Consider the following 26,053-nt stretch of genomic DNA (forward strand, 5'->3'; position numbering starts at 1 on the left):
TGTGAAAAAATCGTAAATAATTGTTTTTTAACGTTTTAATAAGGTAATTTCTTTTAAAAAAAGTGCATTTAATCGAGTTTTGAGGCGTTACATCTATTAAATTATCCTATGCCATTTATGTAGTATAAGTTTGTAAAAGTATTAACGCAGTTTAAAATTCATTGCCCTATGAAGAAAAACTACCTACACTCGGAAAATACGCTTTCGCTGAATTTGCTACTAATCCAAAAACCATTGTTTCTGGTAGTTCTACTTGTCCTACTGACAGGAACCTCTCTGGATGCTCAAACCTCAGGACCATTTAACGCAACAACCGCGACAAACCTATCAGGTACCGGTACCGTAGCATGGACCAATTCGGGAAATATTATTGCTGCTGACGGTGTTAGTGCTACAGCTGTTTTTTCAGGAAGTTCAAATTCCAATTATCTACAAGGAACCAACTATGGATTCTCAATTCCAACTGGTGTTGTTGTGGACGGTATTGAAGTAATCATCAACCGAAAAACCAGTGCCATCAACGGAGGAAGAATTACTAAAGACAATGTGGTAAGTATTGTTAAAAACGGTTTCATTATCGGAAATAATAAGGCTACTACAACTGCCTGGCCAACTACTTTGGCAACTGCTACTTATGGAAGCTCTACCGACAAATGGGGAACTACCTGGACAGCTGCAGATATTAATGCCGGTAATTTTGGTGTCGCTGTTTCGGTCAATGCCAATAACAGTTTGACTGCCTCAGTGGATTATATTCAAATCAAAGTATACTACACTCCTGCTCCAATCATTTCAGGATTCACCCCGACAAACGGTTGTACCGGTGCAGCAACATCGGTTGTCATTTCCGGTAATTATTTTACCAATGTTTCAGCAGTAACTTTTAATGGATTAGCAGCAGCATTCACCGTAAACAATTCCACTCAGATAACTGCAACATTACCATCTGCGGCATCCACAGGTCCCATTACTATCACCACTCCTTCGGGAAATACTGCCAGCGTGGGAGTTTTTACTGTAAACCCACTGCCCTTTGTTGATGCCATTTCGGGTTCAACCACTATTTGTATCGGAGCTACGACAGCACTTACAGACACTACAACAGGAGGAATTTGGAGTAGTTCAGCACCCGGCATTGCCACGGTCAATACCGACGGTGTAGTTTCCGGGTTATCAGCAGGCTCATCAATCATTACCTACACTTATACCAATTCAAATGGATGTTCTAACTCGACCTCTACAACAGTAATTGTAAATGCACTTCCAACAATAACTGCGCCTGACAGTATTTGCTTAGGTAATACCATTCAATTGACCCCACCTTTGGGAGGCAGCTGGATTAGCAATGACACCACTATTGCCACAGTCAGCAATGATGGATGGGCTACAGCCATGGCTCTTGGAACGGTGACTTTTACTTTTACAGACAATGCAACAAGTTGTTCTGTCACGACTAACATGGTTACAGTTCCTGATTCTCCTGTAATAATATCGCAGCCTACAACCAATCAAAACATTTGTGAAAACAATTCTGTTAGTCTTTCTGTTATGGCGAGTGGTAGTTCCTTGAATTATCAGTGGTACAAAGGTGCCACTCCTTTGAGTAATGGCATCAATATTTCCGGAGCGACCACAGCCAATTTAACTATCAACCCCGCTTCTCAGGCCGATACCGGCACCGATTATCATTGTGTAATCAGCAATGGATGTTCGGGAACTGCAGTTACCAATAATGCTTCTGTCACAGTCAATGAATTGACTATAGGTGGAGTAGTATCAAGTTCATTACCGGGCATAACTCCTGTGGTGAGAAATATTACGGAGTGTCATTTTGCGACCGGAACTGTATATTTGAGCGGTCAAACCGGTTCAGTGGTTCGATGGGAATATTCCACAAACGGCGGAACCACTTGGAATGCTATTGCAAATACCGGCACTGCCTATACTTACAACAACATAACGGTTTCCTCCTTTTTCAGAGCGGTAATTCAAAACGGCTCTTGTGGGCTGGCCTATTCAGGAGTAACTTTGGTTGATGTTATCCCGAATGTTAAGCCGTCACCGGTTACTGCCACACCACAAACCATATGCATTGGTGATTCATCAAACTTATATTCTGAAAGTGGTTTTGCGACAAGTTCGTATTTGGCTACAGGCGGAACTTTCAGCAATGCTAATCCCGCCAATTGGTTGGTTGATAGTTGCGGAAACTGTCTGAATGCAGGCGGAAGTAATACTTCTGATGGCCCTTTTCGATTAAGTGCAACCAACGGAGGTACCTATGCGGGCACTAATTATACTTCCAGTGGAAAATTTGCCATTGCAAGCGGGAATTACAATTCAGTGATGCAAACTCCCATTTTCAATACTTTTGGTTTACCCACAGCGACTTTGAGTTTTAATCATGCCTTCAATTTACAAGTTGGCGCCAGTGTTTCAGTGCAATTATCATTAGACGGAGGCGCAACATACAACATTATTTTGGCTAGTTACACAGGTGCCAGTACCCGGACTCCTTATGGTCCTTTTCCTCCGGAGTCTATCAATTTAAATGCTTACATCGGGCAATCCAGCCTAAGAATTCGTTTTGTTTACTCCGGGACAGCCAATAGTTCTTGGGCAATAGACAATATTTTAATTCCGGAATCCCCTTCCAATTTAACCACAGAATGGGTAGATTCTTTTACCGGACAAATTATCAGCACTAGTGCCACAGCTGTAGTTACTCCCACAGTGACGACAACTTATGCCATTACCTCCCATTTAAACGGTTGCACCAGCTATGGCCCGGACGGCACAACCTACATCACGGTAACAGTAAACCAAAGACCAACAGCAGCTATAGGCCCTTCACAAACTATCTGCAATGGAGATGCGGCCACTTTTAGCGTGACCCTAACTGGAGTCGCACCTTGGAGTGTAACCTACAGCAATGGTTCAACCTCTACCACAGTGAATAATATAACTACCAATCCGTATGTATTCAGCGTAAGTGGTATTTCAACTAACAAAACATACACCATTACGGCCTTAAGCGATTCCAAATGTACCGCAAAACCACAGGATTTAACAGGTGCTGCAGTGGTAACCGTACTTAACGGAACTGCCGGATTATGGACCGGATTAGTTAGCACTGATTGGTTTGATTGCCACAATTGGGCGGGTGGTTTGCCTTCTGCTACTGTAAATGCACAAATTCCGGCCGGAGCAGTAAGAATGCCTGTAATCGACCCTTCAACTTCTTCTTACGCTGCCGCTTACAATAATATTGCCAGAGCACAAGATGTTATTATAGCCAATACCGCTTCATTAAGTATGTCAGCCAATTCCAACTTGTATGTAAGTCGGGATTGGAAAAACAGTGGAACATTCATTCCCGGAAACGGAACCATCACATTCAACGGTTCAACTCCAAATCAAGTCCAAAGCATTAATTCAGGAATAAAAAACAATGAGACTTTTTATAATCTTACGCTTAACAATTCAAATGGAGCTATAGGCATAAGCTTGATTGATGGATTTGCATTGACGGTTGCTAATGATTTGTCGCTGCTTAACGGGGATTTGCGATTGGTAGGAGAAGCTCAGTTGGTCCAAAATGGAAGTATGGCTAATCCCACATCAGGAACCGGTAGAATTTTGAAAGACCAACAAGGAACACAAAGTAGTTATCATTACAATTACTGGTCCTCTCCGGTAACGACTAATGGCGTTAATTATACCGTTGGTGAAGTATTGAGAGACGGGACCAACAGCAATTCAAACCCTTTCGGAACCACACCTATTAATTTCGGCAGTGGAATGACATTTGCCGATGGCGCTTTAACGAGTCCGATAAAAATAAGCACATCTTGGATTTACAAATACACAAGCGTGAGCACCCTTTATGCAGGATGGGAATTTGTGGGCAGCACCGGAACCATCAAACCGGGAGAGGGTTTTACTATGAAAGGGAACTGCGGCACGGCAACCAATACAACTTATCAAAATTATACTTTTGTCGGAAAACCAAATAACGGTACCATTCCAATAAGTATTGCCTTAAATCAAAACTATTTAGTTGGAAATCCTTACCCTTCGGCTCTTGATGCAGATGAATTTATTAAAGACAACATCAAAGACGGAACAGGAAGAGCAGCAACTAACATTTTTAACGGAGCCTTGTATTTTTGGGACCATTTTGGCGGAACTAACCATGTTTTATCAGGCTATGTAGGAGGTTATGCCACCTATTCTTTGATGGGGGGTGTTGTTGGAATTTCGAACGATCCTTTAATCGATGCGAACGGTTCCATGGGAACAAAAGTACCTACGCGATATATTTCCGTAGCCCAAGGGTTCTTTATCGGTACCGGTGCCATAAATGATATGACCACCAACAATCCAAATCTAAGCACGCCGGTAACAGGGGGAACCATTACTTTTAAAAACAGTCAAAGAGTTTTCAAAACGGAAACATCCAACAGTTCTGTTTTCTTTAAAAACGGGACGGTAGTAAATGAGCCGGCTACAGACACACGTCCAAAAATCAGATTAAAATTTCAATCCCCTTCAGGACTGTTCAGACAGTTATTGATAGGGAGCGATGAAAATGCGACCAATTCGTTTGATATCGGTTATGACGCTCCAATGATTGATGCCAATACAGAAGACATGTATTGGAACATTAGCGGTAGTAAATTTACAATTCAGGCAGTTCCCAATTTTAATACAGACGCAATAATTCCGATTGGTATTGTTACAGAAAATGAAGGTCTAAGCATCATATCGGTATCAGAAACAGAAAACATACCGGAAAGCACTCAGATTTACCTACACGATAATGCCACCGGAATAGATTATAACATCAAAAACAATGATTTCTCAGCGGCTCTGCCCGTTGGAAATTATACGGATCGCTTTTCATTGCGTTTTTCGGAACAAACCTTGGGAACAACCTTGTCAAATACATCAAATCCGATGATTTATTTTACTAACAGTAACAATACACTAAACATCAAAAGGAATACCTTGACTAACAATTTGAAAACCATCGGTCTGTATAATTTATTAGGGCAATCTGTTTCTGATTATGCCATAAAGGGTTCGGAGGAACAAATTCATATTGTTCTTGGAAATATAGCTTCCGGAACTTACATTGTCAAAATATTATGTGATGACGGAAGTAATTTCAGTCAAAAAATCATAAAAAATTAGCTTTAAAAAACCGTTAAAGAGTTTGTATATAATTCCCGTTTTTGAAAAATCCAATGCTTAAAAAAGTGTTGGATTTTTTTATTTATTCATTCATTATTTTTTATTAAAAAGTTTAAAAAAATAAAAACTATTTCGTAAAAAATGCATTTCATCGGATTTATTATACTTTAATTGTTAATTTTTGGAACAATACTAAATTAGATTTAATTTGAATTGTGAATTGGATTGTTTTTACCCGTTGCCCCGTAAATTCTGTCAAATTCTGCTAAAATTACTAATGAAGAAGAATATGATTATGAAAAAAAATTACCTCTCAAATTCAAATAAAATAACACTGGGGCTACACCATTTAGGTTATGTATTGCTCTTAATTTTATTTAATCTGTCTGCTTCAGCTCAGGTTAACATAACCAAACCCAACTTATCCATACCGGTCTGTTCAGGGTTTCCGTCAACTTATTCCACACTGGGAAATATTATCATTTCCGAAACTGCCAACAGCAACTTTTCTGCCGGAACCGGAGCGACATTAATACTCTCAGCTCCGGCTAACTTTGAATTCTTGACAGGAACCGGAACTGTTACTGTAACAGCCTTAGGTAATTTGTCGGCAACTTCAATCTCAGTGACCGCCTCAACAATCACCGTAACTTATACTTGTGGCGGTACCAACAAATCTGACACCATGACGATTTCTTCCATCCAAGTCAGAGCTGTAAATACCGCAAGTACAGGAAACATCACTCGAACAGGAGGAACCGGAACAATAAACGGTTTAACAAACGCCACTACGCTTACGAACACTCTTACCTCAACCACAGGTACCTCTCCCACTACTGCAATTGCTGGAGCGAATCAAACACTTGCAGCTTGTGTTACCAGCACTACAATAACAGGAAACACTCCAACCACAGGAACCGGTACTTGGTCCGTTGTTTCCGGAACAGCAACGATAACAAATCCAAGTTCACCCACCACAACTGTTACCGGTTTAGCCTTAGGAGCAACAGCAACACTAAGATGGACAATTGCCAACAGCCCTTGTACATCTTCAACCAGCGACATGACAATTACGACTTCCTATGGTTCCAACTGCGTGACTTACTGTACTGCTGGAGGAAGCACAGCAGCCACCTCGTATATTTCGAATGTCACCCTCAATACTATTAATCAAAATAACACTGCCTGGAATGGTTATGTAAATTATTACCCAACTGTTTCAACAGGTTTATATCAGTCAAATTCATACTCTATTAGCGTTACAATTTGGAACCAAACTACTTCGCAAAAAAACATTTCTGCCTGGATTGACTGGAACATGAATGGGACCTTTGATACTGCCAGCGAAACAGTACTCTCTACAACATCAACCGTTGCCGCGGCACAGAGCGTAACTGTAACCAATACATTCACAGTTCCGGCTGGTGCCATAGTGGATTCGTCAAGATTGCGGGTCGAGTTGGCCTTTAATTCCGAAGGCGCAGCAGCCCCCTGCAATGTAAATAGCTTAACCGATGCACAGGATTATAAAATCAACGTACTGCAAATCCTGCCTTGCACCACGCCTACCGCCCAACCCACTGTATTGTCATTAACTCCCGGCGGAACTTCGATAGCCGGAACTTTTACTGCAGCCTCTCCTGCTCCAAATAACTATTTGGTTATTGTAAACACCACCGGAACCACTCCAACCCCAACAAATGGCACAACTTATACTGTTGGCTCTGTTGTCGGCACCGGAAATACGGTAGTCGACATCGATAGTGACAACAGTTTTACGGCTTCCGGATTGAACCTTACAACGCTGTATTATTTTTATATTTTTTCTTATAACTCAACCTGTACCGGAGGCCCAATTTATTTTACATCTTCTCCGTTAAGCGGAAGCGGAACTACATTGTCAACCAATTATTGTATTCCAACCGGTAATTTGAATTGTTCCACTAATGGTGATTATATCGCCAACGTAACCATCAACACCTTAAATAACAACACCACCTGTGCCGCCAGCGGATACACTAATTTTCCGGCAACCGGAACCAAAACCACATCACTAACACGTGGCAACACCTACAATGTAAGCATAGGAACAGGGACAGGAAATAAGAAACACGGCTTAGCTGTTTGGATAGATTTTAATCAAAACCAAGTCTTTACTGATGCCGGAGAATATTTTTCCATTGGAAACGGCGTTATTGCTAACTCAACAAACACCATTGCAATTGCTATTCCGGCCGGAGCAACCTTAGGAAATACGCGTATGAGGGTTCGTTATGGCCGTCAAACTAACGTTACTTCTGCCTCCAGTTGTACCATGGGAGGAACTTATGGGGAAACCGAAGATTACACCATTACCATTATCGACCCTATCGTTTGCGTGGCTCCAACACTACAAGCCACAACATTAATTTTGAATTCTACAGGAACCACAGTAGCAGGTAGTTTTACGGCTCCAAGCCCCGCTCCCGATAATTATCTTGTAGTCATGAACACTACCGGAATAGCTCCTTCCCCTGCCAATGGTACTTCATACACTATAGGCGGGACAGTTGGTGCCGGAAACATAGTAATCGATAACGATGCCAACACTGCTTTTACCGCTTCTGGACTAACCGTTTCCACAACTTATTACTTCTTCATTTTTACTTATAACTCTGCCTGTTCGGGCGGTCCAAAATACAATACCACCAGCCCTCTCACCGGAAACATAGCCACCATTAGTTCCAATTATTGCACGCCGTCAGTCAGCAGTGGACAACAAAGTTTAGGCTATTTCAGCGAAGTGAGTTTTGTGGGGACATTGAATGACGTCTCGAATTATTCAACATATTCTTCCAGCCCGTTAGGTTATCAGGATTTTACAACCCTTACTAATTTGGCAGTTCAGGCACAAGGAGAAGGAATCAATATTTCTGTTCAGGCATTAAACTCATCTTACATGAAAGCTTGGGTCGATTGGAATAAAGACGGGGATTTCAATGATGTCGGTGAAGCGGTATACAGCACCGGAGGCATTTCAACATATTCAACCACTTTTGGTTTTATAATTCCTTCCTCAACACCGGTAGGAAATTATCGGGTTCGTTTGCGTTTAAACAGCCGAGACTTTTCATTTCCTTATGACGCCAACTCTACTGATAGCTTTACTTCTTGCGGAAATATCAATTACCCGGGAGAAACTGAAGATTACTTATTCACGGTTGTCTCAAGCTGCAATGCCTTAATCTCAACTGTTACTGACGGAAGAACCTGTGGTTCGGGAACCGTAACCTTAAACGCTACCAGCTCTTCTGCTGGAGTATCACAATACCGCTGGTACACTACACCTACGGGAGCTACTTTGGCAGGGACCTCAACAACAGGGACTTGGACTACACCATCGATCTCCTCAACTACCACTTATTATGTAACCGCTTACAATGGCTGCGAATCGTTAACCCGAACAGCTGTATCTGCCATTGTTAGTCCAATACCCACACTTACTTACTCCCCCTCAAGTCCAACAGTTTGCGGAGAAGACGTGGTATTGAATTTAACTGCAACAGGAGATGAAGAAGAAGTGTATTTAATAGATGAAAAATTCAATAGTGGCTTGGGAACATTTACCAATACCAATATTATTTCTACCGCTGAAAATGCCACTTCGCAATGGCAAAATCATACCAGTACTTTTGTACCAACAGCAATTACCAATTACAATGTTTGGTTTCCGGCTATCTCCAGCGGTGTAAACGGAAATGGATTTGCCATGGCGACTTCTGATGTGGGAGGTGTGACTATTCACAATCAAATGGCTTCTGCCACGGTAAGCTCTATGAATTTCACAAGTCTGTATCTGACATTCAAGTTGTTTTATTCACGTTATTACGAAGATGCGCAATACCCAACGTTGGATTATGTAACTGTTGACGCCTCGATTGATGGTGGTTCCAATTGGATAGAAATTAAACGATATACCGAGGATATTGGTATCGGAACCCGATTCGAAACAGTTTCCTTCGATTTGGAGGCCTATGTTGACCAACCTCAATTAAAAATCCGTATTCGTTACTACGGAGAATGGTGTGACGGCTTGGCTGTTGACAACGTACAACTGTATGGATATCGTCCTATCAGTACCGCTTTGAGTTGGACCAGCGCCACTCCGGTAAATGCTTATACGGATGCAGCCTGCACTGCTGCTTATGTTACCGGTAGTCCGGCATACAATGTATACGTAAAACCGTCGTTGGCACAACTGGAAACCGGAACGTATACATTTACAGCCAATGCAACTTTAGCTAATGGTTGCGCCACAAGCCAAACCATAACGGTAACCAATAAATCTAAAATTTGGCAAGGAATCAGTAGTGACTGGAATTCAGCCACCAACTGGAAACCAAATGGTGTACCGACAATTTCAGATTGCATTATCGTTCCTGATACCCCTATTGATCCAATTATATCAGGCAGTAGCTATGATGCGTATGGTAAAAATATCACGGTAAAAACTGATGCCTTGGTCACTGTAAATTCAGCAAACAACATCACTATTGCCAATGAAGTAATTGTAAAAACCAACGGCTTAATTGACATAAAAAACAATGCAAGCTTGGTACAAACCAACGACAGCGCCATAAATTCAGGAAGCATACGAATGACCCGTACAACCAGACCTATGACAAGATACGCCTATGTATACTGGGGCTCACCGGTTGCCGAAGATGTTTTCAGCCAAATCCCAAGCCAATTTGACTTAAAATACAAATGGATTTCCGGGACTTCTGCCGGCGCTTGGACTTCTTTGACAGCGACAACTTCAGGTCAGGGATTTATAACTCGTATACAAAATATTGCGCCTTTCAGCACAGGAACCGGCACTATTGATTTCCCTTTTATTGGAACGCCTAAAAATGGTTTGGTAAATGTTACTGTAGACAGTTTTGATTCGAGTTCAATTGTAAACGGCAACACTATGCTGTTGGCCAATCCATACCCGAGTGCCATTGATGCCACCACCTTTTTACAACATTCTAACAACACTGAATTGGGAGGAACCCTATTCTTTTGGACTTCAGTCACAACCTATAGTGGCAGCGGACTTTATACTACTCTGGACTACGGCAGCTGGAATTTATCAGGAGGTGTCGGAACTTCTCCTTCGTCAGATCCAACCAATGTCAGTTTAAAACCAAACGGAAAAATTGCTGCCGGTCAGGGATTCTTCGCGCAGGTTTTCGGTGATGGCACTATTAGCTTTAACGACAGCATGCGTATCACGAATTACAATTCACAGTTTTTTAAAAACAGTCAATTATCTGACAACTCCAAAAACAGAGTTTGGTTAAATCTTTACAGCGACACTACTTTCAGACAGACTTTAGTGGGCTACATTGCAGGCGCCAGTAATGATTTTGACCGATTGTATGACGGAGATTCTTTTACTAACAATGAAATCAATATTTACTCCATTCTTAATGGCAGAAATTTAGTAATTCAAGGAAAAGCATTGCCTTTTAATGAAAACGACGTTATTCCTCTGGGCTATAAAATTACCACCAGCGGCAATTACACCATAGCCATTGACGAAATGGACGGTATCTTTTCAGAAAATCAAAACGTTTATCTGAGAGACAAACTACTTGGAATTGAACACGACTTAAAAGAGAGTCCATATACCTTTGCTACCAACTCAGGTGTTTTCGACAATCGATTTGAGTTGGCTTATGTCAGCAATCCATTAACCGTAAATACTCCTACTGCTACTAACCCTATAATTTATTTCACCAACAGCAACAATATTTTAACCATTAAAAACAATCCTGCAAACAATACAATTCGAAAAGTAGGCTTGTTTAATTTATTGGGGCAAAAAATTATTGATTACAGCTTGAATCAGGAAAATCAGGAAAGTGTCGAGATTCCTATTCTGAACGTACCCACAGGAACATATTTGGTAAAAATCAATACCACAAAAGGCGATTATTCCGAAAAAATAATGATTCGCTAAATCTAAAAAAACATCAATAGTAATGATTTGAAAAGGTGTCATAGTTGGGCACCTTTTTTTCTTTTCTGCCATAATCAAATCTAACTTTCTTTACTGAAAGCAATTCTGATAAAATCTTTTTTTTAACGATTTTATTGCGCAGTTTATCGTGAATTATAATTTACATTAAAATTTTACACTAAATAAGATTATATTACGCGTTAAACTGTCAATCTCAAGAATTTCATAATATGAAAAAAAAATACTCAAAAGCCATTTATTACCAATCCCCTGTTTTGAGTAAAATAAACTTAAGAACTGCTATTCTTTTTTTAGTTCTTTTGTTTGGCACAAACAATACCTCAGCTCAATGTAACGCATACACACAGGTTTTTGAAAGTTTTAATGCAACGGCAACAGCAGGCTGGTTAAACTCCGTTCAAAGCTATACCACATCGACTGCCAACTCTTACACAGGAAGGTATGCCGCTTTATTAACAACAACAGCTCACTATGTGACCACTCCGTTAGTCACAAAGTCAGGTACAATGACTTTCTATTACAAGTCTTTAGTATCAGGTTCCGCTTTTTCTGTAGACTATTCCAGCACGCAAAATGCAGCTTATCCCGGTGCAGCATGGACTAACATAACCACAATCTCTTCAGCAGCAACAGTCCCCTGGACACAAAGTGCAACCCTGACAATACCGGCAAATGTCTATGTCAGATTCACATTAACGACGGCCAAAGCTGTATATTTTGACGATATTGCCATCACTTCCACTGATGGAACCACAGCTGCGACAGATAATGTTATCATAACCCCTAAAACCGGTGTTACAACGACTTGTACCCAAGTCATCCCTAACGGCATCGATTACTATTTTTATGATAACGGAGGACCATCCGATGTTCATAGTCCGAGTCAGAACAACAATGTCAAATTTGTTCCGGCCGACCCAATTAATTATCAGATTCAACTTGAGTTCATTTCATTCAACAGCATCAACAGTAGTTCCGTTTCAACAGGAGCTATTTCACTTACCGATAGTGATACGCCTTTAAGTAGTTACAGTGGGGCTACTAATCCCACAACCACAATTTACAATACCACTAATGGCATAGACAGAAGCATTACGGTCAATTTCACCACCACAAGCAACACAAATCCAGCGACAGGATTTTTAATCAAAGTAAGATGTATTCCGGCGACTCTTATTTGCAGTACCGTTTCTAATCTCACTATAAATTCTTTTACCTACCAAAGTGTTACACTTGGTTGGACACCACCCGCATCAGCTCCGGGCAATGGGTATGATTATTACATTACCACAAATGCATCGCCAACATTACCTGATACCTCAACAGCCATACCTGCTCCATCCGGAACGACATTGGTAACCGGAAACGAGCCATCGGGAACAGCTACGGGAACCACCGTAAACGGCTTAGCCGGTGATGGCACTACGTACTATGTTTGGGTACGTTCAAACTGTGGCTCCTCATATTCAGCTTGGCAAAGTGTCGGTAGTTTTACCACATTATGCAACCCGGTTAATGTAACCTATACCGAAAACTTCAACGGATTAAACGGACCGCTTCCTACTTGTACATCTGCAGTTAACGGTAGCAACACGACCTCTTCTGCATGGGTTACAAGTCTTGCAACCGGAATGGTCTATTGTAATCAAGCTGCCAATATGTTCATTACAAAACCGATTAATTTAGTTGCCGGTACCACTTACCGATTGACGTATGATTACGGTTCAAACAATGGAACTTCCGATTTCAAAGTATATTACGGAACAACCAACGGCACAGCTAATTACAGCAATATTAACTCACTTTTATACACGCATAGTGGTATTGCAGCCATACAAAGCAACTTAATCGATTTCACACCGGGCAGTACCGGGGTTTACTATATTGGTTTTAGCTTAGAAGCGTTACAATCGCCGAGTACGACCGTTTTCAATCTGGACAACGTCGTAGTTCAAATTGAAAATTGCTTTATCCCAACACTATCTGCAACAGTAACCGCTATTGGAGCTTCATCAGCTACAATAAATTGGACAGCTCCAACTCCTGCTCCTGCTTCGGGTTATCAGTATTACATCAGCACAACGAACGCTGCTCCTAATTACAACAGTACCGCAAGTGGTACCATAGCAGCCGGAGCAACAAGTTATACTTTTACAGGCTTAACTTCCGGATTTACGTATTATGTTTGGTTGCGTTCCAATTGTGGCGGAAGCGAATACAGCAACTGGTCTTCTTCAGCTACTTTTACAACACTCAACAGCTACTGTGCTTCCACAGCAGTTACTTCTACCAATTACATCAATGACTTTGTAACAACCGGAGGCACAACCAATATCACAAATACTAATTCAGGGTTTTCTGCCGGTGGGTACGGCAACTTTATCAGTCCGCAAACCGTTTCCCAAACTCAAAACGGAACCGTTTCTTTTACCGCTTCAATCAATAATATTTCAGGAGGCTTCGGTGTTTCTGTTTTTGTAGATTGGAATCAAAACGGAGTCTTTACAGATGCAGGAGAAAGGGTATACAGCACTAATGGCTCGTACATCTTTACCAATCCCTCAGCAAGTTTCACCGTTCCTGTAACAGCACTTTCCGGCACCACAAGAATGCGAATTGTAGCCAATTACAGTTCCTCAACTCCTGTAAGTTGTAACACGGGAATTACAGGAGAAACCGAAGATTACACTTTTGTGGTAACCACGCTGCCGTGTGCCGGATATCCAACCAATATCACATCGATTATTACCTCAACCACTACGACTACCGTTAGTTGGACAGCCGCCTCACCGGCCCCAACAAACGGTTATCAATATTTTTTATCAACCTCCAATTCCAACCCTCTTGCAGCCGCAACCCCAACAGGTTCAACAGCTTCCGGAATAACTACTGTTAACCTGACAGGACTAACCCCTTCAACGAATTACTACATCTGGGTACGCTCAAATTGTAACGCTATTTTAGGACAAGGAGTTTGGATTGGACCGATTAATTTCTACCAGCCCAATTGTACCGTTGGAGGCGGAACCGGAACGACAAGTTTAGGTTGTCCCGACGTAATCGCAGGAGGTTTAGGCTTAAGCGGTGCAGATCCTGCTCCTATTACCTGTACATCCTCATCTTGTGTAAATTTGGAGGCCACCTATCTGCAGTTAGGCCAAACCACCAACTACACGGTTCAGTCTATTCCTTATGCTCCTCCTTACCAATTTAGCTGCTTAGCCAATTCTGTAAGTGTCAGCAGTGATGATGTATGGTCTCCGACCATAAGTCTACCCTTTAATTTCTGCTTTTACGGTAACTCCTATAACTCTTGTATCATAGGTTCCAATGGTTTGCTATCATTTAATACTGCCAATGCCGGGGGTGCTTCGGGATACTCTTTCAGCAATAACTTACCGAGTACTACCGGAGCTTTATTTGCTAATACAATTTATGGCGTATACCACGACATTGACCCAAGTGAAGGAGGCGTAGTAGGTTGGGAATTAATTACACTCAATACCGGCTGCAGAGCCTTAGTAGCTTCATGGAGCGATGTTCCCATGTTCTCTGACAACAGCATTTTATATACCGGTATGATGGTACTCTATGAAAATACCAATGTGATTGAAGTATATATCAAAGAAAAAAACATAGACAACAACAACGTGTCGCCTTGGAACGGCGGAAACGCTATTGTAGGTGTTCAAAATGGCTCCGGAACCCAAGCGGTAGTGGCACCGGGAAGAAACGGCTTGGACACCAACTGGACTGCAACCAACGAAGCCTGGCGTTTTGTCCCTTCAGGCACTTCCATAACTACAATTAAATGGTACCAGGGAGCAGGAACTACCGGTCCGGTAGTAGGCACATCGGCTACCGTTAATGTTTGTCCGACAGCAACCACTGTATATACCGCCGAAGTAACCTATACCCTTTGTAATGGTACTACTCTCAAAAAAACAGACCAAACCACAGTAACCGTAACCGGTAGCAAAGTTTGGAACGGCTCGGTTGATACCGATTGGAACAAAGCCAACAACTGGACACCAACCGGTGTTCCGACAAATTTAGATTGTGTGGTAATTCCTGATGTGACTAACGACCCTATTATTTCGGGAACCTCGTATAATGCTTACGGTTATAATTTATCGGTGCTTAGCGGTGGTAATCTAACCCTAAATTCCGGCAACAACCTTACCATTACCGATTTCGTTAAAGTGATTACAGGCGGAACATTTACGGTAAAAAACAGTGCGAATCTGATTCAGATAAACAATGTGACCAATTCAGGAAGTATTACCATGGAAAGAACCACCAGTGTCCGACAACCGGATTATGTGTATTGGTCTTCTCCGGTAGCTAATTTCAATGTGGATAATATTACAGCCCCTATAGCTTCAGGAGCGATTTACAAATGGAACACTACCATTGCCAATAACAACGGTGGACAAGGTACTTGGGAAAGTGCCGCCGGAAATACCATGCTTCCGGCTAAAGGATATATCGTTGGAGGCCCGGGAAGTTTCAGTGCGACGGTTCCGGCCACATTACTCGGTTCTTTTACAGGAGTACCTAACAACGGAATCATCACCACTACCATTTACCGTGGCAGTGACCAAAATACTGCGTACCATACCGGATATAACGGAACCGAAATCAACAATTACAGTGACAACTGGAATCTGTTAGGCAATCCGTATCCGTCTTCTATTCGTGGCAGTCAGTTTTTGTATGATAACAACACCAAGATTATGGGGCAAATCCGTCTTTGGACTCACGGCACTTTGCCTTCCTTAATTGCCAGCCCTTTCTATGATACTTTTGTATACAATTACAATCCGGGAGATTATTTTACCTATAACTTCACCGGAACCAGTTGTTGCCCTGCCGCATCAGCCGATTTATTTGTAGGCGCGGGACAAGGGTTCTTTGTTCAGATGATTGACGGTCCTACAGGTTCTACGACCGTTTCCTTCAACAATGCATTACGCAATGAAAGTTATTCGAATACCACCTTCTATAAATCGTCGAATCAGGCACCTGTGAATAACAGCTTTGATGTAAACAATCTGGAACGCAACAGAATCTGGCTGGATTTATTAAACGCCAACAACGAATCCGACAGAATCTTAGTAGGTTATATAGAAGGTGCGACCATGGGAACCGACAGTTTCTTTGATGCCGGAACTTTGGCCGTAACACCAATGGCACTTTATTCCTTAATTGGTGATGATAAATTTGTAATTCAAGGACGCTCAACTCCTTTCAACCCAAATGACATCGTACCTCTGGGGTTAAAAACAGCTACAGCCGGAAACTACACCATTGCTATTGGTGGAGTAGACGGGTTATTCGAAAATCCAAACAGAAACATTTACATAGAAGATACCGAAATGGGAATTACCCAAAGTTTACGCGAAGCGCCGTATACGTTTTTCAGCCCTGCAGGCACGAACAATACCCGTTTTAAATTGCGTTATAAATACCAACGAGGCAATGGCAATAACAGCAAATCGGCGGCAACCGAAGTGGTGGTAGTTTCTTCCAACAAGCAAATCACGGTGCAATCTTTTGATGAGAACATACAGCAAATTCAGGTGTATGATATGCTGGGAAGAGAACTTTATTCCGCCACCGGTATCAATGCGAACGAGTACCTCATCAATACGTTAAATGAAAGCCGTCAAACATTGGTCATCAAAATCACCTTAAACAACGGAAAAACAGTGACCAAAAAACTCCTTCATTAAAACCCTAACCTCTTTTTATAAAAAAAGCCGCTTTGATTACTCGAAGCGGCTTTTTTGTTTATTCTGATTTGATTGTTATTTCACCAAAGTCATTTCGTCAACAATGTGTTTGGCTCCCGAGAAGTTCTCGATTACCCACAACACATAACGAATATCTACGTTGATGGTTCTTTGTAATTTGTTGTCAAAGATAACGTCACCGGCCATCGCCTCGATGTTTCCGTCGAAAGCCAAACCAATCAACTCTCCTTTTCCGTTCAATACCGGTGAACCTGAGTTTCCTCCGGTAATGTCGTTATCGGTTAGGAAGTTTACGTGTAACGAACCGTCTTTATCAGCATAACGACCGTATGCTTTGTTTTTGTTCATTTCCAATACTTTCAACGGCAAGTCAAACTCTTCATCGCCTTTTTTGTATTTTTTCACTTGACTGTCTAAAGTAGTATAGTTGTTAATCGACACCGGATTGCGTTTGTCAGCCGGCAATGCACGAACTTTACCATAAGTTAAACGCAACGTAGAGTTAGCATCCGGATATTTGATCGTACCGATTTTAGATTCTCTTAACCCTTCTACCAACAAACGGAAAGAAGCACTGTAATCGTTTTGTGCTTTGGCAATTTCGTCTGATTTAGAGTTAAAATGCGTCAACAAATCATTTGACAACACATACAACGGGTCGTTATCCAACATGCCTTGACTTGGTAAGGCTAAGAATGCTTTGATTTTATCTACCGAAGCGAAAATACTTAAATCAACTGCAGCGTTCACATAGTTGGTAAAGTCGTTGTTGTTTTCTTTTCCGATTTTCTCCACCATCGGAGCAATTTTATAACCTGTTGATTTGGTCGCATACAATTTTAATTGCGCTGCCAATAAATCTTTCTCTGCCGGAATGTACAATTCTTTATACATCTCTTCCGCCATTTCAGCAATAGCCGGAGCTGCCTGAGCACGTTTGGCCGCATCTGCTTTCACATACAAATCCAACTGTTTCCCTAAGTTTCTTCCGATAGCACCAAAAGCCGTAGTTCTGAACAATTGTTGCATGTAGTTATCGTGTCTTGACTTTTCATTAGTCAAACTGTAGAACTTGTTGATGTTGGTAATAACATTTCCGTATTTGGCTTTATTGGCCGGTTTGTTAGCCCATTTGTCAAACTTAGCTTCCTGTGCCGCTTTTGTTTTCGATGTTTGGAACTTGGTTAAAGCATCAATCATCCCTTGACGGTTTTTCCAGTAGTTCGCTGTAGAAGCATATTTCGAAGCATATACCAAACGAAGTGCATCGCTTTGATCCATGTATTTCTTCATATTGTCCATACCGGTTTTAGCACCTTCTACCCAAGCCGGATAAGCAAACTTCACGTTTTGTTCAATACCGCCTGCAGGCATCCAACGGTTGGTTCTTCCCGGATAGCCTAAAATCATGGCAAAATCACCTTCTTTCACTCCACCTAAGTTTACAGGCAAGTAGTGTTTCGGTTGCAATGGTACGTTGTTTTCAGAATAGTCTGCCGGGTTACCATCTTTGTCAGCGTATACACGGAACATAGAGAAATCGGCAGTTTGACGTGGCCATTCCCAGTTATCAGTATCACCACCAAATTTACCTAAGCTTTCAGGCGGAACACCTACCAAACGTACGTCTTTGTAGTCTTGGTATACAAAATAGTAGAATTCATTGCCTTGGAAAAACGAACGCACCGATACCGTGTATTTACCACCTTCGTTGTTTTCTTTTTCAATAGCGGCAATCTCGGCATTGATCGCTTTCTCTCTGTCGGCTTCCGACATCGATGGGTTTACTTTAGCCAAAATACGTTTGCTACAGTCGTCCATACGCACAAAGAAACGCACGTACAATCCGCTTTGCGCGTGTTTTTCGGCTTTCTTGTTCTCGGCCCAATAGCCATTTTTAAGAATGTTGTCCTGAGCAGTAGACAATTCGGCTACGGCATCATAACCACAGTGGTGGTTGGTTAAAACCAATCCGTCTTTAGAAATAATTTCAGCGGTACACCCTCCGTTGAACTGAACGATAGCGTCTTTCAGACTGTGGTGGTTGATGCTGTAGATTTCTTCTGAGGTCAGTTGCAACCCCATTTTTTGCATGTCGCGGTGGTTTAAACGCTCAATGAACATTAAGAACCACATTCCTTCGTCGGCTTTCATGCTCATAGGGAGCAACAATATCCCGGCGATTAAGGATAGCATAATTTTTTTCATAATGAAAGTTATAAGTGTTATTAGATTGAATGCTAATAGTCTGCCGAATTTTGAGTTTGTTACAAAGAACGGTGTTAAAAGCGGTGCGAATATAGCTTTTTTTGCCGATTTAAACTTCGTTTTTTCCGCAGAAAACCAGACCAAAGCACGTATCAATTGGAGGATTTGAAAATTTGAAAATGTCATATCGACCAAAAACCAACTTTTGAGCATTTCCAAGGGTTCGCAGCCTAAGAACGGGCTTCGTAATGCTAAGAACGAGCTTCGTAATGCTTAAAACCGGCTTCGAAGGATGAAGAATCGTCTTCGAATGGCTTTACCCGTACTATGAATTCTTTTTTTCAGGCTTCGAAGGGTTTCCTGTGGGTATCGAAACCCTTCTTTTGGGCTTCGAATTACCAAAAATACCTTTCGGAATGCCACAACCGAGTTTCGGAATCATTCCACCGCTCGAAATGACCGTATAAAACAGACCATTGTATCTTTAAATAGACACTATGACCTAATAAAAGAGGCACTTTGGAGTTAGAGGCAGGAGAAGAATAAAATTGTAAAACCATGCGGTATTTTTATTACATTTGAGTTGGTAGATGTAATATTTTATAACCCAGTACATGAAAAATACCTCTTTACTCTTACTTCTTTTGATTTCTTTTGAGGCTTTTTCTCAAAATAATAAAATCGTTGATCTTTCAAAAATTAGATTATGTGAATTAACAATAGATAATTTAAAAGAGCAAGATTCGAATTTAAAGCAAGTAGAACTCGAAGAAATGGATATGTGTTCAGACGAGTTTGTTCAAGACAGAAGATTTGAAAACAGAATTGGTTATGAAAGCGAATTATATCCAGGCGTTATTTTTCAAAAATACCAAACTGACGATATTATTATCGCAAAAATCCATCTAAAAAGAGAATTTAAAGGGTATTTACCAGACGGAAACTATATAGAATTAAAAACTTTAAAAGCATCCGACGTCTTAAAAAAATATGACTCACTAGAAACTTGGACTTCCAGAGGATGTTCGGATTATTGGGGAATTAAAAAAGATGACAAACTCAACTTTTATGTAAAAATTGATAAGGATAAAAAGCCTCAATATCCTGTTGATATAAAATATTACTCAGACCAATATATACAAGGAATAGACATTATTTCAGATTGTTATTCTTATAATCAAAAAACAAAAGCGAACCCGCTTTATATTGTTGATGGAAAAGAAGTAACCGAAGAATTCATCAGAGATTTAAAACCAGAAGATGTAGATTCAATAACTGTTTTAAAAGATAAAAGTGCAGTTGATAAATATGGTGTGAAGGGAAAAAATGGAGTACTCGAAATTAAATTAAAGAAAAAATAAAACGTTGCACAATAGCTCAAAAAAGATAGCGTATAAAAAAATCCCCACTTCGGTGAGGATTTTTGTTTTATAAACCATGGCTGTTTTCCGGCAGCTGGGTATCTACGTTGAGCATTTCCCACAGCTTGTCTTTCAATTCCGTAAGTCCCTGCTGGGCCACAGAGGAAATAAACAGGTACGGAGTGCCTTTAAAGGCTTTGTCCAATTGTCCTTTCAATTCAGCTTTTAATTCATCGTCTAACATATCGCATTTTGAAATGACAATCAAACGGTCTTTATCTAACATTTCCGGATTGTAGCGACGCAATTCATCCAACAGAATTTCGTATTCTTTTGCAATATCATCGGCATCGGCCGGAATCAAAAACAACAGGGCGGAGTTGCGTTCAATATGGCGCAGGAAGTAATGCCCCAAGCCTTTCCCTTCCGCAGCGCCTTCAATAATTCCCGGAATATCGGCCATTACAAACGACTGGAATTCGCGGTACGCCACTATCCCTAAATTGGGTTTCAACGTGGTAAACGGATAATCGGCTATTTTGGGTTTGGCAGAGGTGAGCACAGAAAGCAAGGTCGATTTCCCGGCATTCGGAAAACCTACTAAACCAACATCGGCCAGCACCTTCAATTCCAATATTACATCGCGTTCCTCTACCGGCATACCAGGTTGGGCATAGCGTGGCGTTTGATTGGTCGCACTACGAAAATGCCAGTTCCCTAACCCGCCTTTGCCACCTTTCGCTAAAATGCGTTCTTCCCCGTGTTCGGTAATTTCAAACAGGATCTCTTCGGTTTCTTTGTCTTTTACTACAGTGCCCAACGGCACTTCGATGATTTTGTCTTCCCCATCGTGACCGGTACTGCGCGAGCTTCCGCCATCGCCACCGTGACCGGCTTTGATGTGTCGGGCAAACTTGAGGTGAAACAGCGTCCACAATCCTTTGTTTCCACGGATAATGACATGGCCGCCACGTCCTCCGTCACCTCCATCGGGACCGCCTTTTTCAATAAACTTTTCGCGGTGTAAATGCGAAGAGCCCTTGCCTCCCTTACCGGAAGACACATATATTTTTACGTAGTCTACAAAGTTTCCTTCAGTCATAATTCCTAATCGCTATAGCGAGTGAACCAAGTTTGAAAAACAGCTAACAGCCATCATCTCCAATCTTTCTTCATCGCTCTTATTCTTTAATCGCTTTAACAAGCACTTTATCTATCTTCACGCCATCCATATCGATGACTTCTAACTCTAATTTGTTCCAAACCAATATTTCCCCTGTGGTAGGTATTTTGCCCATTTCGGTCATGATTAGGCCACTCACGGTAGTCACTTCATAATCATTGGTTAATTCATCCATATCAAAATAGGTCAGGAAATCATGCAACGAATACAAGCCGTCTACCAACCAGGTGCCGTCTTCACGGGCTATGAGTTTGTATTCGTCATCATCAAAATCAGAGGCATCACCTACTAAAGCTTCTAAGATATCGTTCAGGGTGATGATTCCCTGAAACACCCCGTATTCATCGGTCACCAAAGCATAATGTACTTTGGACTTTTTAAAATTCTCCAAGGCTTTGTAAGCCGAGGTATGTTCAATGAGGTACACCGGGTCTTTGGTAATGGATTTCAATTTGAAATTCCCTTTTTCAAAACTGGTAAACAAATCTTTGAGCAACACGATGCCTTCCACATCATCCATATTGTCTTTGCACACCGGATATACCGAATGCAATTCATCCAGCACTTTGGCTTTCAGTTCTTCAATTGTATCTTCCAACGAAAGATACACGATGGACTGGCGGTGGGTCATCAAGGAATTAATTTTTCGATCGCCAATGTGAAACACCCGCTCCACAATGTCCTGCTCTATTTCCTGAACTTCGCCGCCTTCCGTACCTTCTTTGATGATGGCTTTGATTTCTTCTTCGGTGACCTTACCGTCGGCGGTAGGTTTGATCTTGAGTATATCCAAAATACCATCGGTGGATTTGGTCAGCAACCAAATAAACGGCATGGTGGCTATAGACACCATTTTCATGGGAACGGCTACCCCTTTGGCAATGGCTTCCGGATAATTAAGTCCGATTCTTTTTGGCAGCAGTTCGCCCAAAACCAAAGAAAAAAACGTCAATATCACTACGACAACCCCTACTCCTATGCTCTCTGAGTAAGGTTTCAGTGCCGAAAATGTGGCTATAAAAGCCTGCATATCGTGCGTAATCTTTTCACCCGAATAAATTCCGGTAAGTATTCCAATAAGCGTAATCCCGATTTGCACCGTAGACAAAAACTTGTTGGGGGAATTGGCTAAATCAAGAGCCACTTTGGCATTGGTATTCCCTTTTTTGGCTGCCGTTTCCAGGCGGTTTTTACGCGCAGATATCAGTGCGATTTCCGACATGGAAAACACTCCGTTGAGCAGAATTAAAAAAAGGATAATCAGTATTTCCATTTATTTTGGTTTCAAGTTTTAGGTTTCAAGCTTCCAATTGCTACCTGAAACTGTCCACTACAAGCTGTCGATTACTTGGCTTAATCGTTCTGTAATTTCTTCAATAGCACCTATACCGTTTACCGCATGAAACTTTCCTTGTGCTTTGTAATAATCCATCAAAGGAGCGGTCTTTTCGTTGTATTCCTGATAACGGTTACGGATTTTTTCTTCATCCTGATCGTCCGGGCGTCCGGAGGTTTTCCCTCTTTCCAACAACCGTTGTACTAAAATTTCATCATCGGCTTCTAAAGCCACTGTAGCGGTAATATTTTGATTCTTTGATTCCAAAAATTTATCCAGTGCATCGGCCTGGGCTAAAGTTCTTGGAAAACCGTCAAATAAGAAACCGGCAGAGTGCGGGTTTTTATCCACTTCGCTTTCCAACATTTTAATCGTTACCTCATCGGGCACCAAATCCCCTTTGTCCATAAACGTTTTGGCCAATTGCCCTAACTCCGTATTATTTTTAATATTGAATCTGAAAATATCCCCGGTAGAAAGATGGGTCAGGTTGTATTTTTCTTTTAAAAATTCAGCTTGCGTGCCTTTTCCAGCACCTGGTTTTCCGAAAAGAACGATGTTAATCATTTTGGTAGTGATGTGTTTTAAGTTATGAGTTATTCCGCTAGTTGATAAATATCGGGTAAGTTTCTGCCTAAACCATCATAGTCTAATCCATAGCCTACAATGAATTTATTCGGAATTCTGATCCCTACGTAATCTATTTTAATGTCTTTTTTATAGGCTTCCGGTTTGAAAAACAAGGTAGCAATCTTTAAATGCTTCACCTTTTTTTCTTTAAAAATAGCTTTCAGTTCTTCGATGGTATTCCCGGTATCAACGATGTCTTCTACAATGACTACGGTTCTGCCTTCCAGATTCTGTTCTAAACCAATCAACTGTCTTACTTGGTTTGTTGACTGTGTCCCTTCGTAAGAAGCCATTTTTACAAAATTCACTTCACACATGCCGCGGTATTTTTTCATCAAATCCGACAACACCATAAAAGACCCATTCAAAACCCCCACAAAAACGGGCACTTCTTCAAAAAAATCATCATCCATTTGCTTGGCCATATTTTGGATGGCAAAATCAATTTCCTCTGAAGAAATAAATGGCTCGAACGTTTTATCGTGAAGATGTATCATAGTGATTTTGAATTTAAAATAAGGTGCAAATTTAAAGAAGTCTAAAGTATTAAGTACTACCGAATGAGACTTTTTTGCAAATTTGATATATTTACGAAATGAATACGTTTTTCCACGACCTTATAGCCAAAAGCAATGCCAGCACTCTTAGTCGCAATGCCATCCGTTTTTTTGTAATCAAAAATCGGGAATACATGAGTGAATTGGCAGCAATAGCTACTGATTTGTCTAACAAAAATCACCATAAAGCCATTTGGATTATTGAATTGCTGGTAGAAGATCATACTGAAATGTTGGTTCCTTATCTTGATCGTATCATGGAAACCATACCTAAGTACAAACACGAATCAGCCATTCGGGGCATGTCGAGAACCGTCTACTTTCTGAGCGTTTCCAAGAAGATAACACTCAACGACCGCCAGAAAGAACAACTGATTGAGGTGTGTTTAGACTGGCTGATTGGCGATGCCAAGGTCGCCCCAAAAGCCTATGCGATGCATACTTTATGTCACTATGCCCAAAAAGAAGACTGGCTCAAAGAAGAACTCAACAACATCATCAACAAAGACTTCCACGCGCAATCTGCCGGTTACAAAGCCGCTGCCAAAGAAGTCTTGCGTAAAATAAACGCATAGCTTTTTAGGATTTGTCCGGAAGCTTCGGAATTGGAATTTGAAATCTGTATCTTTGCCACAACAACTACAACAACTACAACGAATGAATTATTTCTCTTCCGATTTTAAACTGGGGATACTCGGTGGCGGGCAATTAGGCAAAATGCTTTTGGCCGAAACCCGAAAATTTGACATCCAAACCTACGTGTTTGACCCGAGTATGGATGCCCCTTGCCAGTATGGTGCCACTAAATTTTTCATTGGGGATCTGATGGATTTTGATACCGTTTACGATTTTGGCAAGAAAGTGAACCTGTTAACTATTGAAATTGAAAATGTCAATCTGGAGGCTTTGGAACAACTCGAAGCCGAAGGACTCAAAGTCTATCCGTCACCCAAAACCCTGCGCCTCATTCAGAACAAAGGAGTTCAAAAAGACTTTTATGTTGAGAATCAAATTCCGACCGCCGCTTTCAAACGCTTTGCCACACTGACCGATTTGAGAACCGAGATGGAGAACAACATGATTGCCCTGCCTTTTGTATGGAAATGTGCCCGATTTGGGTATGATGGCAATGGCGTAAAGATTGTTCGTTCGATGGCTGACATCGAAAATTTACCCAATGTGGAATGCATTGCCGAGCAAATGGTACCGTTCAAGAACGAATTGGCCGTTATTGTCGCGCGTTCTGTTTCGGGAGAAGTAAAAGCCTATCCCGTGGTGGAAATGGAATTTCATCCCGAAGCCAACCAGGTGGAGTACGTGATTTGTCCGGCCCGAATTGACTACCACATCGCTAAAAAAGCCACTGAAAAAGCCTTAAAAGTATCCAAAGCCTACAATCATGTGGGTTTACTGGCGGTGGAAATGTTTCAAACCCACGACGAAGGGATTTTGATTAATGAAGTGGCTCCACGTCCTCACAATTCGGGACATTACAGCATTGAAGCTAGTTATACGTCGCAGTTTGAGAACCATTTGCGTGCCATTCTGGATTTGCCGCTGGGAAATACCGGAAGCAAAGTCGCCGGAATTATGGTAAATTTGGTAGGCGAAGAAGGGTTTTCAGGACCGGTTGTGTATGAGAATATCGAAAAGATTATGGCCATTGACGGGGTAACGCCCCACATCTACGGCAAAAGAGAAACCCGACCCTTCCGCAAAATGGGACACGTGACCATTGTCAATGAAGACATGAGCGAAGCCCGAAGAATCGCCGAAGAAGTGAAGAACAGTATTAGAGTAATCAGCACAAAATAAA

11 protein-coding genes are annotated in these 26,053 nt (G+C 41.4%); 6 read left to right on the top strand and 5 right to left on the bottom strand.

Annotation, left to right across the window (positions count from 1 at the left end; genetic code table 11):
* Nucleotides 1-168: 168 nt before the first annotated feature.
* The 3 genes from ACSVH6_RS11875 to ACSVH6_RS11885 all read left to right on the top strand — a co-directional run bounded on the left by ACSVH6_RS11875 (nucleotide 169) and on the right by ACSVH6_RS11885 (nucleotide 16,941).
* On the top strand, nucleotides 169-5,196 hold the full coding sequence (locus ACSVH6_RS11875; RefSeq protein ID WP_438078760.1) for a T9SS type A sorting domain-containing protein: 5,028 nt from the start codon (nucleotides 169-171) through the stop codon (nucleotides 5,194-5,196).
* A gap of 295 nt (nucleotides 5,197-5,491) precedes the next feature.
* Complete coding sequence (locus ACSVH6_RS11880; protein ID WP_438078763.1) at nucleotides 5,492-11,185, top strand: GEVED domain-containing protein; 5,694 nt, start codon at nucleotides 5,492-5,494, stop codon at nucleotides 11,183-11,185.
* 230 nt (nucleotides 11,186-11,415) lie between these two features.
* Nucleotides 11,416-16,941, top strand: a complete 5,526-nt coding sequence (locus ACSVH6_RS11885; RefSeq protein WP_438078765.1) for a fibronectin type III domain-containing protein — start codon at nucleotides 11,416-11,418, stop codon at nucleotides 16,939-16,941.
* Nucleotides 16,942-17,016: 75 nt separating this feature from the next.
* On the opposite strand, the gene ACSVH6_RS11890 is transcribed toward ACSVH6_RS11885, so the two are convergent.
* Nucleotides 17,017-19,170, bottom strand: coding sequence for a S46 family peptidase (locus tag ACSVH6_RS11890; RefSeq protein WP_438078767.1), 2,154 nt, complete (start codon nucleotides 19,168-19,170; stop codon nucleotides 17,017-17,019).
* A 614-nt stretch (nucleotides 19,171-19,784) separates the two neighbouring features.
* Between ACSVH6_RS11890 and ACSVH6_RS11895 the strand changes: the two genes are divergently transcribed.
* Nucleotides 19,785-20,531, top strand: a complete 747-nt coding sequence (locus ACSVH6_RS11895) for a hypothetical protein (RefSeq protein ID WP_438078769.1) — start codon at nucleotides 19,785-19,787, stop codon at nucleotides 20,529-20,531.
* Nucleotides 20,532-20,598: 67 nt separating this feature from the next.
* On the opposite strand, the gene obgE is transcribed toward ACSVH6_RS11895, so the two are convergent.
* The 4 genes from obgE to hpt all read right to left on the bottom strand — a co-directional run bounded on the left by obgE (nucleotide 20,599) and on the right by hpt (nucleotide 24,177).
* Nucleotides 20,599-21,633, bottom strand: a complete 1,035-nt coding sequence (gene obgE / locus ACSVH6_RS11900) for a GTPase ObgE (RefSeq protein WP_438078771.1) — start codon at nucleotides 21,631-21,633, stop codon at nucleotides 20,599-20,601.
* A gap of 79 nt (nucleotides 21,634-21,712) precedes the next feature.
* Nucleotides 21,713-22,936 carry a hemolysin family protein gene (locus ACSVH6_RS11905; protein WP_438078859.1) on the bottom strand — a complete coding sequence of 408 codons (1,224 nt, stop codon included), beginning with the start codon at nucleotides 22,934-22,936 and terminating at the stop codon, nucleotides 21,713-21,715.
* Between the two features lie 108 nt (nucleotides 22,937-23,044).
* Nucleotides 23,045-23,617 (bottom strand): adenylate kinase, encoded by a 573-nt coding sequence (locus ACSVH6_RS11910; RefSeq protein WP_438078773.1) that lies wholly within the window; start codon nucleotides 23,615-23,617, stop codon nucleotides 23,045-23,047.
* A 29-nt stretch (nucleotides 23,618-23,646) separates the two neighbouring features.
* Entirely contained in the window at nucleotides 23,647-24,177 is a 531-nt protein-coding gene (hpt, locus tag ACSVH6_RS11915; RefSeq protein ID WP_438078775.1) for a hypoxanthine phosphoribosyltransferase, read from the bottom strand.
* 98 nt (nucleotides 24,178-24,275) lie between these two features.
* On the opposite strand from hpt, the gene ACSVH6_RS11920 reads away from it, so the two are divergent.
* Together ACSVH6_RS11920 and ACSVH6_RS11925 are read left to right on the top strand one after the other, a co-directional pair.
* Nucleotides 24,276-24,812 (top strand): hypothetical protein, encoded by a 537-nt coding sequence (locus ACSVH6_RS11920; RefSeq protein ID WP_438078777.1) that lies wholly within the window; start codon nucleotides 24,276-24,278, stop codon nucleotides 24,810-24,812.
* A gap of 82 nt (nucleotides 24,813-24,894) precedes the next feature.
* A complete protein-coding gene (locus tag ACSVH6_RS11925; RefSeq protein WP_438078779.1) occupies nucleotides 24,895-26,052 on the top strand; it encodes a 5-(carboxyamino)imidazole ribonucleotide synthase in 1,158 nt (385 codons plus the stop codon).
* Nucleotide 26,053 lies beyond the last annotated feature (1 nt).

The sequence above is a fragment of the Flavobacterium sp. XGLA_31 genome, assembly GCF_051547105.1.
GTDB lineage: Bacteria > Bacteroidota > Bacteroidia > Flavobacteriales > Flavobacteriaceae > Flavobacterium.